This is a genomic window from Nostoc sp. CALU 546 (assembly GCF_048836525.1).
This window is the reverse complement of sequence record NZ_JAWJTF010000017.1, coordinates 50,195-63,044: the sequence shown is the minus strand read 5'-3', so window position 1 is coordinate 63,044 and position 12,850 is coordinate 50,195. Positions and strand designations below refer to the sequence as shown.

The following is a 12,850-nucleotide window of genomic DNA, read 5'->3' as shown; positions in this document are numbered from 1 at the left end:
CAAAAAATAACATAGAGGAAGCTAAACTGCTCCAACTATCTCTCCATATACAAGATAAAGGTTTTGCTCCCTAGCAATGCTTACGACAGCAAGCGATCGCTTGATTAATGCCTTAACGAAGTTCTGGGTATTTCAGCTTAGAATTTGTCCGACTTCTCCTGACAAAAGCTGTCCAAAATCTTCTTCAAGTCACAATTGAGTAGTTGAGTTACATCTTGCAGGCAGTGAGATATATGAATCAAGAAAAAGAACAAGCTTCTGAGCGATTTTATTCTTTCTTCTCCTCAATTAAACCTCGTCAACATAAAAGCACTCTTAATGAAGATAAGTGGCAGTCTCATGTTTTACCTCACGGTGCAATCGAAGAACTAGCACCAAATCTTTGGCACGTAACTGGCACTTTGCCGAGTTCTGTTATAGTGCCACGCGAAATGGTGGTTTATAGATTCGCCGACTCCAGCTTACTAATTCACAGTGCCATCGCTTTAAATCAACAAGGAATGGCAGAACTTGAATCTTTAGGCACACTTAGAATCCTAATTGTACCTAACCGCATCCACAGGCTTGATGCAGGTGTGTATAAACAACGCTATCCCAAACTAGTAGTTGTTTGCCCCGCAACAGCAAAACCTTATGTTGAACAGGTGGTAGCCGTAGACGGAATCGCAGAAGAAGTTTTACCTGCTTACGGTATTATTTGCCACATACCTGATGGTATCCGGGAGCAAGAACTAGTTTATGAACTGCCTCTTGCTACGGGAAAAGCACTAGTGTTTACTGACATTCTCTTTAATCTGAATAAGCAATATTTACAGCAACATTTACCTACGGCAGAATTCTTACTTCAGTGGCTAGGAGCAAGTCTTATTGGGTCAAGTGGATTTTTCGGGATCACTGGCTTGGGTAAACGCTTTTTTCTCACAGATCGCCATGCCTATCGTCAATGGTTAGAAGCATTAGCTGATGCCATCACTGATTTGCAGGTTATTTCTGTAGCTCATGGTAGTCCAATAGTTACTGATTGTAATTCCCGATTACGTGAGGCAGCCGCACGCTTACTTTAGAAATTTTGCTGTTATCTCAATTATCAGAATTTTATACTGTGCGTTTATCTGCTTCTACCCAAGTAATTCAGCAGTTGTTGCTTCTAGTTATTCACACGGGAGCAAACCGATCGCGTCCAATGTGAACTTCCCACTCCACAACTCTAGCAGAGTCCGCTAGCATCCCATCTCGCACACGAGGACTGCTGTTTACAACAGCTTGAGCCTGTTCAAGATTCTCTGCCTGGATTACCCAAAGCCCAGTTCCATCATGGGGAAAAAACGGCCCACAGCACAGTAGTGTTCCTTTCTCATGTTGCTCATTAAACCAAGCGAGTTGATTTTGGTCATGCTCTGGGTGAGCCAATTTATAGTCGTAGTACTCTGGAACGGTTGCAACCACAACGGCAAAAAGTTTAGGCATAATGCTCTGGCTGGTGATTTGAGATGATGTTCAGATTGTATGACCCAAGAAATACTTCTGGAACGCCAGTGTAGGTTCAAAGACCAAGTTAACTCTGCCCTAATCTACAATCCCATATTCTTGTTCAATAAAACTTAATAATTTTTCCTCAAACTCACTCAAATACGGTCGCTTTAGTTCCCCCAAGTGCTTCAGCACAGCACTTGGGGCATCTTCTAAGTTCTCATCTTCCCGTAACCTACTGATGCGTAGGCTAGCAAGAACCGCAGGCATCGCAAATCACCTGCATCTGCTGACATTCTGACTCCAGCTACTTCAATGGTTCAATGGCTTCAAGTGGTCAATTCTGACGGTGTACTCCCCATACCAGAAAAACAAAAGATTAGCTGGTAGTATTTATGTAACATAGTATAACCACATAATACTCCTATGCGAATTGAACCATACGAAGATAGCAAACTTGATACCATCAAAAGTCTTTCGCTTCGGGCATGGAGTCCAGTCTTTGATTCGATTCAAAAAGCGATGGATATTGAGGTGTACCATTCATTCTACCCTGATGGTTGGCGTGTAAGCCAGCTTAATGCTGTGGAGTCCGTCTGTACTACAGCAGACATGAAGGTGTGGGTTGCCATCGACTCTGATTCAACCGTGGGCTTTGTAGCCGTGAAACTCCATTCAGAGAGTAGTATGGGAGAAATCTACATGATTGCTGTTGATCCAGATTATCAACGTCTTGGTATTGGAGCCGCTCTAGTTGAGTTCGCTCTTAATTGGATGAAAGCTGCTGGTATGTCCGTTGCTATGGTCGAGACTGGAGGCGATCCTGGTCATGCACCAGCACGTTGTACTTATGAAAAGCTGGGTTTCGGGTTACTACCAATTGCCAGGTACTTTAAAAAGCTGTAAAAGGCTTTTAAATATTATATTTGTCAAAATATGCTTTGTTTCTCACTAATGCTTAGTTTTTATTCCTAAGCATGGCTTTTAAGTCAAAATTCTGTTTTAGAGAATCACTTACAGCATAATAGTATTTCTTCTTTGACGCCTTATGTGAATTAGTCCACAGGATGTTGTTCAAAAGTAAGCACATCAATACCAAAACGCTGACGTAGAAAAATACGTAAAGTATGACTGGTGATTTTAGCAGCAACATGGACACACAGAGCGTCAACTTTCTTTCTCAACAAACGTTCTAAATTACGGCCGGTATTTTGTACCTCGTTAAACACCCCTTCAATACGCTCGCGCAGGCTATTTAATAAACCCTCAAACGCTTTTGGCTGTTGTTGAAGTTGGTTGGCTCGTTTGGGAGTGAAAATTTGATTGCCTGTGATTTTGGAAATATCACTCTGCCATTCGCCACCAATAAATCCTTTATCTGCAAGGATACGACAGCCACGAACACAGTCTAAAACTGATTCGGCTGCTAGACGTTCATCAGTACTAGCTGGCACTAAAGAGTAAACTAGGGGTATGCCGTTGAGGGTACTGATGAGTACCAATTTGTAGCCAAAGTAGTTCATTTTTCGACTGGCACACCACCCATAATCAGCACTGCCAGTAAAATCACTTTGGCGTTTGTGACGTTTGTAGCCCACTACTGGTACTGGTTTTGTGTCTAACAACAGTGTGGTCTCAAAGATTGCCCCTAAATCAACAACCCAGAAACGTCTTAGTTCTTCCAGCATTCCTTCCAAGCGTCTGGCTCTTCGGTTGAACTGGCTTTGGTCTAACAATTTCGGGAATAGGCTCAAGTAGTTTGCTCTGACGAACCCTAAAAACTGCTGTTCTCCTGGGTATGGAAAAAATCCATTGCTACCAACAATGTCAAATAAGCACGGTTCAACTTCCCCAACGATTCCAAAAATTTCTGCACCGATTCTTCCAACGAACTCGAATACACCCGACTGATGCGATCGCTAATTACCCGCATCTGCTCACATTCGGCAGGCAGGTAATTGTAAGATTTGAGATGCTGCAAACCAACAGCGTACTCGCCACCCCAGGTTTTGACAGTGCATGATACCAGGGCAAAGTAATACATTTTTTCTGTAATATATCTTGTATTATAAAGGTAATATAAGTAAAGCTCTTATTCTTTCGTAACAAACTTGTGCCAGCTTGAACTTGATCGCCCTAAAAGGAGAGTGGGAATGAAAAAAGTAGCGGTGTTTGGCAATGCTGGAGGCGGTAAATCAACTCTAAGCAAAAGATTATCCCAAATTACTGATTTACCACTTCACATCTTGGACAAGATTAAATATCAATCAGGGGGAACTGAGGTTCCACATGAAGATTATAAGCGCGTCCATCAGCAAATTTTAGCTACTGACCGATGGATTATTGACGGGTTTGGCTGCATGGAAACTCTCTGGCTAAGACTAAACGAGGCAGATACTCTAATTTTTGTCGATCTACCTCTATATGTGCATGGATGGCTGGTAACTAAACGATTTATTACAGGTTACTTTAAACCGCCATCAGGCTGGCCTGACAATAGTCCAATATTGAGGAGTTCGCTTAATAGCTACCGCGTACTTTGGCTATGTCACAAATATTTGACACCAAAATATCGTGAGTATATCGAGCAGGCTCAAAGCATGAAAAATGTTTATCATATTCGCTCGACTAAAGAAATTTCGCAATTCTTTGAATTAATTGAGTGCCAGACTAATTTAAAAGATGGTGCATAAATCTATGGAAATCAGATTTTTAAACATACAGGATGTCGTCGTTTACCGCGAACTACGTTGGCAAGCATTGAGAGACTCACCTACAGCATTTGCTTCCAGTTATGAGGAGGAATCCCGTTTTTCTTTGGCCGACTTTGCTGCCAGACTTCGCCCTCACGATAATTCTGCTAACGGGATTTTCGGTGCTTTCAGCGATGGAGACAAACTTATTGGTATGCTTGGCTTCTCACACGAGAACCGTTTGAAGCGTGTTCACATTGGTTCTCTCTGGAGTATGTATGTTTTACCTGAGAATCGAGGGCGAGGTGTTGGAGCCGCGCTTCTTGATGAGGCATTATCCCATGCTCGACGGCTTAATGGTCTGCGACAGATCGTTCTCACGGTCACTACAAACAATTTACCAGCCGCCTCTCTTTATAGCTCACGGGGTTTTGAGCGTTTCGGTTTAGAGCGTGATGCTTTATTTATTGATGGTAGATATTTTGATGAGGAGCATCTGGCATTACACTTCAACCATGATGCCTAACGAGAACCTGTCGCACACTTACTATATAAAAACGACCATAATTCTTAAAACTTTATCTCGTTCCCATATTCCAACTCCACAACACTCAACAATTTCTCTTCCACAGCAGTAAGATAAGGCCGATTTACCGTAATCGACCACGGGGCGATCGCAAATTACAAGAAAGTAAAACCCATTGACATCAAAGAGTTAGAGGTGCAAAGAAGCAGACAGCAGACTGATTCAAATTGAGAAATAAAACTGTATAAATTCGTGGGTTTTAAGCAGCATTTTTGACATCAACAGCAGTGGTAAGAACTTGTGGAAGTAAAGAAGGAGTTGGTTGACCCTGGCGTTTAGCACTAACGGCTTGAGTCAAAAATTCCAAGACATTTCGACGCTGAGACTTGAGAGTAGTCACAACAGTCAACATCCTTTGCACAAAATAACTACCAGCCTGGGTTTGAGAACCAAAACTGGTACGTCGCCATATAACAGCAGGACGTATCGCCCTTTCAGCAGCATTATTAGTTGGTTCTACACCCTCAACTGTCACAAACAACCATAAAGCAGGTTCAAATTTCAGTATTTGGCGGCAAGTGCGAACAGTTTTAGCTAGTGGTGTTTTTTCCTTGGAACCAATCTCATAATTGGCAGCCTCTTGTAGAGAGGAATTAATGGTGTTACGAATTGGTTGGACTAAAAGCTGAAACTCACAACGCTTCAAAGTTCCGTCTCTAACTCGATGCCACAGTTCAAATAATTTTTCTTGTTGTTTTAGCAGAGCATTTCCGATGTCGCTTGAAACTCCGGGACGCTCGGATATTTTGATGAATTCTCGTTTCAAGTGTGCCCAGCACAATTGGCGTTGCTCTAAACCCACCCAATTGTATGCTGCATACCTGTCTGAATTTAAAATCCCGCAAAAGTTTTCACCCAATAGATTACGGGCTGCATCCGAACAACGGGAAAGGGCAATCTCAAAAAACGTCACTAGTGGTGTAACCGCAACCCATAGCCAACCAAGACTTTTTTTGTCATTGCATCCATCAACATTCCCTTGAGCAAAGCTGGTTTCATCCGCGCCAACTACACGGGAGTTTTGGACGTATATTTTTGCTTCTTCAACTGCACTTTCGACTGCATTGCTTGCTTCAAGTCTCAGGTTATTGACTGTACCCAAAGACATCGAAATTCCAAATATATCTAGCATGGCACTCTGTACCATCCTTTGACTGTGGCGGTAAAGTCCGCTCAATACAGTTACAAGAGCCACTACTCTTACACCATAGCTACTTGGATACACATCTTGTGGTAATGTTGCACGGCTTAAAGTACCGCATTCCCCACACATTAGTTGGTGCAGGCGATGTTCTACGATGATTGGGCTGATGGGGGGAATTTCTACGATCTGGTGGCGGTAAGGATTGTCATCTTCTCCCAATAATATTTCTTTGCAACAGCTACAGGTCTTTGGATGGTGGTCTAAAACACTTGAACATTCGGACACATCGTACAAAAACCGACTATGACCCTTGTGCCCTGGTTGTCCCCCTCGCTTTTTACCACTCTTCTTTTTTTCTGGTTTTTTTTCGGCATGAAGTGGATCTAAAGACGGTGGAGATGAGGAATTTTTTGATGTGCAATTGATTTTTTCTAATAGTTCTTGCTGTTTGGCCTCAAGTTCCGCCAACTTTTCTTCTGATTTCTTGATATGCTGCCCCATCTTCTCCACCAGTTGTTTGACGATGGTTGGAGTCTTGTCCCAATCTGAGTCGGAAATTTCAATTCCGTAGGCGAGGCAGTTTTCTTTCATGCAGTTTAATTTACCACCTCAGTAACCCATTTTTCACTGTAGCGTTTCAAATCCTGTGAACGGTTACGATTTACCTTCCCCAACAACTGCAACAGGCTTTTGACTGTCTCCTCAAGCGAATCAGAATACACTTGACTGATGCGATCGCAAATCACCCGCATCTGCTCACACTCGGCAGGCAAGTAATTGAGCGACTTCAGGTACTGCAATCCAACCGTATACTCGCCATCCCAGGTTTTGACGGTGCAGCTAAATTCCCCCACATGGCTGACGATGCCCCAGCAGCCACCCTTGCCCCTGAGTTCTGGATTATCTTTGGCTAAGATTTGGCATACCTCGCCTAATTGATAGGTGTTAGGTACTTGAGTACGTTCCATTATTCGCTGCACCGCATCTTTGACAATGCGATGAGATGGTACTTTCCCGTTGGCAGACTTTACAGCTTGCTCCCATGCTTCGGGCTGAATGTCCGAGTCAAGCTTGGACAGTGGCCTGATTTGCCACTCATTAGTCGGCAAAATGTGATCGGAACGATCACATTTTTGCTCTAAGTTATCAAATATTACTGCTGCATCCATTAGAAGATAAGACTGGCGACGATTATGCCCAAAGCGATCGCGGCAATACTCCTCAAAAGTTTTGTGAGTAGAGCGATATAACTTGCGATCCCGTAATTCCATTAATGCCTTCCCCGCCTCAAAAAACGCCCGTTCCACTTTCCTCTCCAAGTGCAGGCGATCGCTTTGCTCCTCTTGGGTCAACTCTGTTACTTCAACAGCGCTAACTGTAATTGTTGCTGTAGCTGGGTTTTCTTCAAGGTCTTGGTTATCTGGTAGCGTGTCGTCACTGGATGTAGCAGATGTGGCTTTGTTCGGCTTACGGGGTGGTTTATTCACTATTCCACCTCCTCTAGCTCAATGGTATTTGCTCAAAGTCAATCACAACACAGCTTTTGAATGTAGGTGCTAAATGCGTAGGCGTAACCCACCGCAGGCATCGCTTATAAAATGAGACAGAGGTTAGAGCAAAAAGAGGTTCTTCAGCAGGTTCAATCATCACACTGCTTCTTCCTCAAACAAATCTTCAATATCACATTCCAGCACTTTACAAAGTCTTGCTACTTTTGCGAAAGTTTCTGAGCCTTTGCCATATTCCCAATTTCTGATTGTCGAAGTATCAACTCCAACTAAATCACCTAATTGCTTTTGAGTTAATCCTATTTTTTCCCTTAAAGCTGCAATGCCTTTTTTGGGTGCTTCCGTTAAGTTCAACGGAGGTTTGAAAACTTTGATTAGGGCATTTTCTAGCTTTCTGAGTAATTCAGCTTCGGTTCTAATGTACGAGATTTTAACGCCTTCAAGACGACTTAAGGCTTCTAGCTTAGGATGGCTTTTCCATTTCTGCCTTAAATTGTCTGACATACCCACGTACAGCACCGAGTTATCTTTATCGATTGCCAAGTAAACACAAGGCTCATCCGGCAATGAGTTTCTGTCTTCAAGTGCCACAAATGGCAGCTCCCATAAATTAATATCCTCCATATAAACCATAACTTTTTAGCGCTTCCTTTGTAATATACACGCTAATATATTAGCGCTAATAGCTAAAATATTCTTGACAGCGCTAAAAAATTAGCGCATAATAGGAAAAGATAAAGAGAAAGCGCCCTCGACTACCAATCTGAAGCGCTTTCTCTGTTCCTAATAATAAGGAAACTTCATTATGACGCATCCAACCTACACACAGCAAGCCCTCTCACGCTATAACCTTCCCCGCCTCAAAAGAATCGCTGTCGAACTCGGCGTTACACCCACCGGGGACAAAAGAGCAGCCCAAACCTGGGTAAACGCAATCATCACCCACCAATTCACACAGCTTCAGAAAGTTGACAACCAAGCCCTCGCCCAAGCCGAACTAGACAACTACATCGCTGACCAAGCCCAAGCAATCGCTCCCGAACCCCTCACAATAGTCGAAATCTCGTTTGACCATCACGAATATTACGCTGATGACAAATTGGTAGCCAGCATTAGCCATGACAACAACCACTTAACGCAACCCTGGGTAGTAATGGTCAACGAGAAAGAAGTATTTCGTGCCAATACCCCAATGCGTTGCGATCGCTTCATCTGCACTCACTACAAAGATGGCAAAGATGGCAAAGATGGCTCATTACCTGTGCAGGAACAACTTGCAACACCATGCGCCACTGGTAACGAAGTCATGGCGCAGATTTTCAACCAACGCCAGAATTACGGTTACGAAATCCTCAACGACGGCATTTACAACAACAATATCAAACTAGGCGAAGTAGGGCAGACTGACAGTAACTGGTGGTTAACACGCGCAACAGACGAAACCCAGCGCATAGCCTGTGATTCTGCAATGGATGTAGTGCAACCGCTATCGATGGTGAACGTGTCTACTGATAGTAAATCCATTTTTGATGAATATTTTTTAGAGCAACCGTTAGAACAGCTAACTGGCAATAAATTGCAACGACTGCTGGAAAGAGCGGAGTTAGTCACAGCGTAATTCAGTAGTCAGAATCCAGGAGTCAGGAGTCAGTAAAGAAACAAAGAGCAGGGTGCAGAAGTTAATAAAATCTGCCTTCCTTTCTCCTCTTTTTCCCACCTCTTCCCGAAATTCTGACTGCTGAATTCTGGCTCCTGAATTCTTCTCTCATTTTCCCTTTATTCACCAATCCCCAATTAAATCTATGAAAGCCACAATATCCATTCCCCAACACTGGACCTACCCTCGCTTTAACTTGGAACAGCGTACACAACAGGGCATCATCCTGGGACTTTATTACTATCCTTTGGGTACAGAGTTGGCTGAACAATTTGATGATGGTTGGCGCTATGTGCTGATGCCTAACAAAAACTCTAACGAAACATCGTACTTGCAAGAGGAGCAAATCCAACCGCTCACACCAGAAGAATTATTCCACCAAATCACTGCTGAAATTGACTTTTACCAACAGCAGATAAATATTCTCAACCGTCAGTTAAGCGTATTAACTAAGGATGCAAACAATAGCTAAGGAAGTAAGGAGTTAGACCGTGAATAATAGGGAAAAAAGAGAAAGGTTAAAGGGAAATGGGAACATCCATATTTAAAAATACTTGCTCTGTACTGTATTGAGAAAAGTCTTTTCTCCTCCTTCCTTTACCCCTTACCCTTTCCCCTTTCCCCCTCCAATTCACACCTTTCTGACTAATACAAAAGCGTTCACCTAAAGGAATGCCATTACTTTAGATGAACGCACGGAAGTTTTTCTCCCGCTACAGATTTCTAATTATCACACACAAAGCATTAATCAATGAAACTTTCGCTGAGGTGAAATATGACTTAAGAAGTGGTGTTGAAATCAATATCTAAAATTTGGAAATTTAGTTAGGAGTCAATATGAATTTACCTTTGAATCAAAATGTTTTTATCGAGTCTCCCTCATTGAGAACTTCTGCACTTTCTAACCTAGATGATTCTCGTGCCCAAGAAGTTCTCAGCAAAGCAAAGGCAATAGTGTTCGCTGTATGGAACGGTAGCGGCTGGGCAACTACTGCACAAATAGCGGAATATTTTTCAGTTACAGAGTCCGCAGTCAAAGAGCTAACAAGAGTAAATCAATCTGAATTCCAAACCCAAGAAACTAAAACCCTTACAGGCATTGACTTACGTGATGCTCGACAGACACTCTGTCTACCATCTAGAACTTCCCAAATTAGAGTTTTTTCGGCTTTGGGTGCATTAAGGATCGCAATGATCTTGCAGCAATCTCAAGTAGCAGCGCAAGTTAGAACCATCATTTTAGACTTGGTTGCAGCAGTTCCCAGCATCACTCCTCAAACTCCTGCACCTGTTTCTGCTCTCCCACCGGTTGAACAGCGATTGCATACTCTTGTCCTGGCAATGAAAACTTTAGCTGAGTTAACTGGTGGCAGACTCAACCCGTACATGGAACAGCAATTTAAAGACTATGCCGGGAATCTTCTGGCAGAACACAACAGAAAATTGCTCACCCCTTCAGAAGAACGCTGGTTGGGGGTTGTGAACTTTGCAGAGAGCGAACTGGGAAAGAAAGTCCCCCTGAGCGGCGCTCACTACCGTGGTCATCTTGGGACATGGGTTCGCACGTTTTACCCACACTTGGGCGATCGCCAAGAAACGCGATTGGTTAATGGGGTTCAACAGCCCATCTATGTCTACGCTTGCCACGAGCCGACTGTTGCGGCTGGGTTGACCAAAGCTATAGAAGAATTCTTCGCTCATCCCAGTCCTGGTGCAGCGCTAAGACAGGCGGGGGCTTTCGCTAATAAGAAAGCTGTAGTTACTGCTTGATGGTCATCGGTCATTGGTCATTGGTCATCGGTCAAGCAGAGCGATCGCCGAATCATCAAAAATTAAGACTTTTACAACAAAGGTAAATTTTACCTTGAGGAGAAAAGATATGGAACTCGGCTACTTCCAGAAAGATGTATTCATTGAAAAACTAGCTAAGAAATTCTACGCGATCCAAGGCTATGTAGTCCCCGAAAGCTATCGGATGCAATCAGCTACACATCCAGCAGAAAGAGCGTGTGTGGCTATGGCTATTTTCGCAGTCGAAGAATTTGAATCCATCGAAGATGAATGTTCAGATGAGGAGGTGGAGGAAGACTCTTCAGAAACAGACAGCACAAAAAAAGTAATTACTTGGTTTGGTGAGTTTTGGAAATTTGGCGACAGAGAACAAATCAAAGAAAGAGTACAAGATTATATTATTAGCCTAAATTATCTAACTGAGACTGAATCAGATAAGTTAGGCGAGTGGACTTGGGAAGATTTTTCTAGTTTTAAAAGAATCACTAAAAAATATCCTATGCCGGAAGTAGCTGAAGCCCAAGTTGATTGGAAAAAAGTAGGAGCTTTTATTCATGAATTATTTGGGGTAAGTTTCCATGAAGACGAAGAATTAGAAGATGAGGAGGATTAAATATGAATAAAGAGCAGTGGCTAACTCTTGGAGAAACACTATTTGGACAAGACAAGATGCAATGGAAGTTTAAGTGTCCATGTTGTGGTCACATTGCTTCTGTCCAAGATTACAAAAAAGCTGGCGCTCCATCTTCTGCCGCAGGATTTTCTTGTGTAGGACGATGGATGCCAGTTTGTAAAGATGCTTTCGATGATTTGGATAAGCGCAAGATTCCTTGTAATTACGCTGGCGGCGGATTAATTAACCTTAATCCCGTTGATGTTGATGGAATTAAAGTTTTTGAATTTGGGGTTTGAGGCAGGAGATATGGAAGTCGTAGTCACAGTAGTTGAAAAAGTTGCATCTGTTGCCCATATTAATATCCCCGATAGCCTATCAGTAGATGGAATCAGGCAATACATTGTTGGCTACTACAACAGTGGAGAAATGCAAGCAGATTTGAATATTTACCAAGTAGATTTTGAATCTATTAGCGCTCACATTGGTTCAAAAACCAATATTACTTGGCATCAAGGAGATACTTCTTGTGCAACCCGTCAGTATTACTTTTGCAAACTTGGAAGATTTACTTTGACTCTGTTAACTGATACAGAGCAAAACTTAACTCGTACAGAAGTTTACTTCGGGCATCACAAGCAACTTATTTATACGTCAGAAAAAGAGATATCCAAAGAATTGGCAACAGTCGAACTCCAAAATTTCTTAAGCGGATTAGCTGTTGAACTTCAGATTTTAAGCCACATTGAATTTCCAGAACAAGTTTGAAAATAACAGGAGTTAAACATGAGACTAACAACATTAGAAGGTCAATACCAGTGCATCGTGATTGACCCTCCCTGGTTCTATCGGCTGAGAAATCAGGATAAAACTCACCGAAACCGCATTAACTACAAGCCAATGCACATAGAAGAAATACTGTCATTGCCCGTTCCAGACTTAAGCGATCGCACAGGGTCAGTTCTCTGGCTTTGGTTCACCAACAATCACATGATTGAAGCCGCACATTGCTTAGAAACATGGGGTTTTAGCTTGAAAACGATTCTAACCTGGGAAAAAGTTACTAAAGCTGGTACAACCCATCTGGGAACTGGTCATTGGCTACGTAATGCAACTGAGCATTGTGCTTTAGCTGTAAGAGGTAATGTCAGGGCTTTTGCTGGACGTTCGCTCACTAATGAATCATCACTAATCCATGCACGACGACGGGAACATTCTCGTAAACCAGATGAATTTTTTGAACTAGTAGATAAACTCTGCCCAGACATGACGAAGTTAGAAATGTTCGCTCGTTCTTCTCGTGATGGTTGGGATTGTTGGGGGGATGAAGTCCAAAAGTTTGATAGTGAAACGAATGTTTCTTTGAGTGCATGAAAATAGCATTATAT

At 42.7% G+C, this 12,850-nt stretch carries 16 protein-coding genes and 1 pseudogene; 11 read left to right on the top strand and 6 right to left on the bottom strand.

The window, feature by feature from the left end; all coding sequences use genetic code 11:
* The first annotated feature begins 233 nt into the window (after window positions 1–233).
* Window positions 234–1,064, top strand: a complete 831-nt coding sequence (locus RRG12_RS11340) for a hypothetical protein (RefSeq protein ID WP_420759344.1) — start codon at window positions 234–236, stop codon at window positions 1,062–1,064.
* Between the two features lie 91 nt (window positions 1,065–1,155).
* On the opposite strand, the gene RRG12_RS11335 is transcribed toward RRG12_RS11340, so the two are convergent.
* The gene (locus tag RRG12_RS11335) at window positions 1,156–1,467 is read right to left on the bottom strand and encodes a YciI family protein (RefSeq protein ID WP_420759343.1); all 312 of its coding nucleotides are present in this window, start codon (window positions 1,465–1,467) and stop codon (window positions 1,156–1,158) included.
* 99 nt (window positions 1,468–1,566) lie between these two features.
* On the bottom strand, window positions 1,567–1,740 hold the full coding sequence (locus tag RRG12_RS11330; protein ID WP_420759342.1) for a hypothetical protein: 174 nt from the start codon (window positions 1,738–1,740) through the stop codon (window positions 1,567–1,569).
* A gap of 156 nt (window positions 1,741–1,896) precedes the next feature.
* On the opposite strand from RRG12_RS11330, the gene RRG12_RS11325 reads away from it, so the two are divergent.
* A complete protein-coding gene (locus RRG12_RS11325; protein ID WP_420759341.1) occupies window positions 1,897–2,376 on the top strand; it encodes a GNAT family N-acetyltransferase in 480 nt (159 codons plus the stop codon).
* Between the two features lie 149 nt (window positions 2,377–2,525).
* On the opposite strand, the pseudogene RRG12_RS11320 reads toward RRG12_RS11325, so the two are convergent.
* Window positions 2,526–3,301, bottom strand: a pseudogene (locus RRG12_RS11320) (IS982 family transposase); the annotation flags it as partial.
* Between the two features lie 322 nt (window positions 3,302–3,623).
* Here RRG12_RS11320 and RRG12_RS11315 point away from each other — a divergent pair.
* Window positions 3,624–4,163, top strand: a complete 540-nt coding sequence (locus RRG12_RS11315) for an adenylate kinase (RefSeq protein ID WP_420759340.1) — start codon at window positions 3,624–3,626, stop codon at window positions 4,161–4,163.
* The gene (locus RRG12_RS11310; RefSeq protein WP_420759339.1) at window positions 4,153–4,689 is read left to right on the top strand and encodes a GNAT family N-acetyltransferase; all 537 of its coding nucleotides are present in this window, start codon (window positions 4,153–4,155) and stop codon (window positions 4,687–4,689) included. Before RRG12_RS11315 ends, RRG12_RS11310 begins: the two co-directional genes overlap by 11 nt.
* Before the next feature lie 259 nt (window positions 4,690–4,948).
* Here the strand turns inward: RRG12_RS11310 and tnpC are convergent, their stop codons facing one another.
* From tnpC to RRG12_RS11295, 3 genes are all read right to left on the bottom strand, one after another.
* Window positions 4,949–6,484 carry an IS66 family transposase gene (gene tnpC, locus RRG12_RS11305; RefSeq protein ID WP_420759338.1) on the bottom strand — a complete coding sequence of 512 codons (1,536 nt, stop codon included), beginning with the start codon at window positions 6,482–6,484 and terminating at the stop codon, window positions 4,949–4,951.
* A 5-nt stretch (window positions 6,485–6,489) separates the two neighbouring features.
* Window positions 6,490–7,380: a hypothetical protein gene (locus tag RRG12_RS11300; RefSeq protein WP_420759337.1), complete on the bottom strand. Its 891-nt coding sequence runs from the start codon at window positions 7,378–7,380 to the stop codon at window positions 6,490–6,492.
* A 159-nt stretch (window positions 7,381–7,539) separates the two neighbouring features.
* Entirely contained in the window at window positions 7,540–8,025 is a 486-nt protein-coding gene (locus RRG12_RS11295; RefSeq protein WP_242060848.1) for a helix-turn-helix domain-containing protein, read from the bottom strand.
* Window positions 8,026–8,206: 181 nt separating this feature from the next.
* Between RRG12_RS11295 and RRG12_RS11290 the strand changes: the two genes are divergently transcribed.
* The 7 genes from RRG12_RS11290 to RRG12_RS11260 all read left to right on the top strand — a co-directional run bounded on the left by RRG12_RS11290 (window position 8,207) and on the right by RRG12_RS11260 (window position 12,836).
* Window positions 8,207–9,019: a hypothetical protein gene (locus RRG12_RS11290; protein ID WP_420759336.1), complete on the top strand. Its 813-nt coding sequence runs from the start codon at window positions 8,207–8,209 to the stop codon at window positions 9,017–9,019.
* Between the two features lie 184 nt (window positions 9,020–9,203).
* Window positions 9,204–9,530 (top strand): hypothetical protein, encoded by a 327-nt coding sequence (locus RRG12_RS11285; protein ID WP_420759335.1) that lies wholly within the window; start codon window positions 9,204–9,206, stop codon window positions 9,528–9,530.
* Window positions 9,531–9,895: 365 nt separating this feature from the next.
* Window positions 9,896–10,828 (top strand): hypothetical protein, encoded by a 933-nt coding sequence (locus tag RRG12_RS11280; RefSeq protein ID WP_420759334.1) that lies wholly within the window; start codon window positions 9,896–9,898, stop codon window positions 10,826–10,828.
* A gap of 109 nt (window positions 10,829–10,937) precedes the next feature.
* Window positions 10,938–11,462 carry a hypothetical protein gene (locus RRG12_RS11275; RefSeq protein WP_420759333.1) on the top strand — a complete coding sequence of 175 codons (525 nt, stop codon included), beginning with the start codon at window positions 10,938–10,940 and terminating at the stop codon, window positions 11,460–11,462.
* Window positions 11,463–11,464: 2 nt separating this feature from the next.
* The gene (locus tag RRG12_RS11270) at window positions 11,465–11,761 is read left to right on the top strand and encodes a VVA0879 family protein (protein WP_420759332.1); all 297 of its coding nucleotides are present in this window, start codon (window positions 11,465–11,467) and stop codon (window positions 11,759–11,761) included.
* A gap of 10 nt (window positions 11,762–11,771) precedes the next feature.
* Window positions 11,772–12,230 (top strand): hypothetical protein, encoded by a 459-nt coding sequence (locus RRG12_RS11265; RefSeq protein ID WP_420759331.1) that lies wholly within the window; start codon window positions 11,772–11,774, stop codon window positions 12,228–12,230.
* An 18-nt stretch (window positions 12,231–12,248) separates the two neighbouring features.
* Window positions 12,249–12,836, top strand: coding sequence for an MT-A70 family methyltransferase (locus RRG12_RS11260; RefSeq protein ID WP_420759330.1), 588 nt, complete (start codon window positions 12,249–12,251; stop codon window positions 12,834–12,836).
* The last annotated feature ends 14 nt before the right edge of the window (window positions 12,837–12,850 follow it).

Excerpts from the sequence above, each read along its gene's own strand:
- RRG12_RS11325 (WP_420759341.1), top strand. The coding sequence starts at position 1,897 with ATGCGAATTGAACCATACGAAGATAGCAAACTTGATACCATCAAAAGT.
- tnpC (WP_420759338.1), bottom strand. The coding sequence starts at position 6,484 with ATGAAAGAAAACTGCCTCGCCTACGGAATTGAAATTTCCGACTCAGAT.
- RRG12_RS11285 (WP_420759335.1), top strand. The coding sequence starts at position 9,204 with ATGAAAGCCACAATATCCATTCCCCAACACTGGACCTACCCTCGCTTT.
- RRG12_RS11295 (WP_242060848.1), bottom strand. The coding sequence starts at position 8,025 with ATGGAGGATATTAATTTATGGGAGCTGCCATTTGTGGCACTTGAAGAC.
- RRG12_RS11340 (WP_420759344.1), top strand. The coding sequence starts at position 234 with ATGAATCAAGAAAAAGAACAAGCTTCTGAGCGATTTTATTCTTTCTTC.
- RRG12_RS11265 (WP_420759331.1), top strand. The coding sequence starts at position 11,772 with ATGGAAGTCGTAGTCACAGTAGTTGAAAAAGTTGCATCTGTTGCCCAT.
- RRG12_RS11280 (WP_420759334.1), top strand. The coding sequence starts at position 9,896 with ATGAATTTACCTTTGAATCAAAATGTTTTTATCGAGTCTCCCTCATTG.
- RRG12_RS11315 (WP_420759340.1), top strand. The coding sequence starts at position 3,624 with ATGAAAAAAGTAGCGGTGTTTGGCAATGCTGGAGGCGGTAAATCAACT.
- RRG12_RS11335 (WP_420759343.1), bottom strand. The coding sequence starts at position 1,467 with ATGCCTAAACTTTTTGCCGTTGTGGTTGCAACCGTTCCAGAGTACTAC.
- RRG12_RS11270 (WP_420759332.1), top strand. The coding sequence starts at position 11,465 with ATGAATAAAGAGCAGTGGCTAACTCTTGGAGAAACACTATTTGGACAA.
- RRG12_RS11310 (WP_420759339.1), top strand. The coding sequence starts at position 4,153 with ATGGTGCATAAATCTATGGAAATCAGATTTTTAAACATACAGGATGTC.
- RRG12_RS11330 (WP_420759342.1), bottom strand. The coding sequence starts at position 1,740 with ATGCCTGCGGTTCTTGCTAGCCTACGCATCAGTAGGTTACGGGAAGAT.
- RRG12_RS11260 (WP_420759330.1), top strand. The coding sequence starts at position 12,249 with ATGAGACTAACAACATTAGAAGGTCAATACCAGTGCATCGTGATTGAC.
- RRG12_RS11290 (WP_420759336.1), top strand. The coding sequence starts at position 8,207 with ATGACGCATCCAACCTACACACAGCAAGCCCTCTCACGCTATAACCTT.
- RRG12_RS11275 (WP_420759333.1), top strand. The coding sequence starts at position 10,938 with ATGGAACTCGGCTACTTCCAGAAAGATGTATTCATTGAAAAACTAGCT.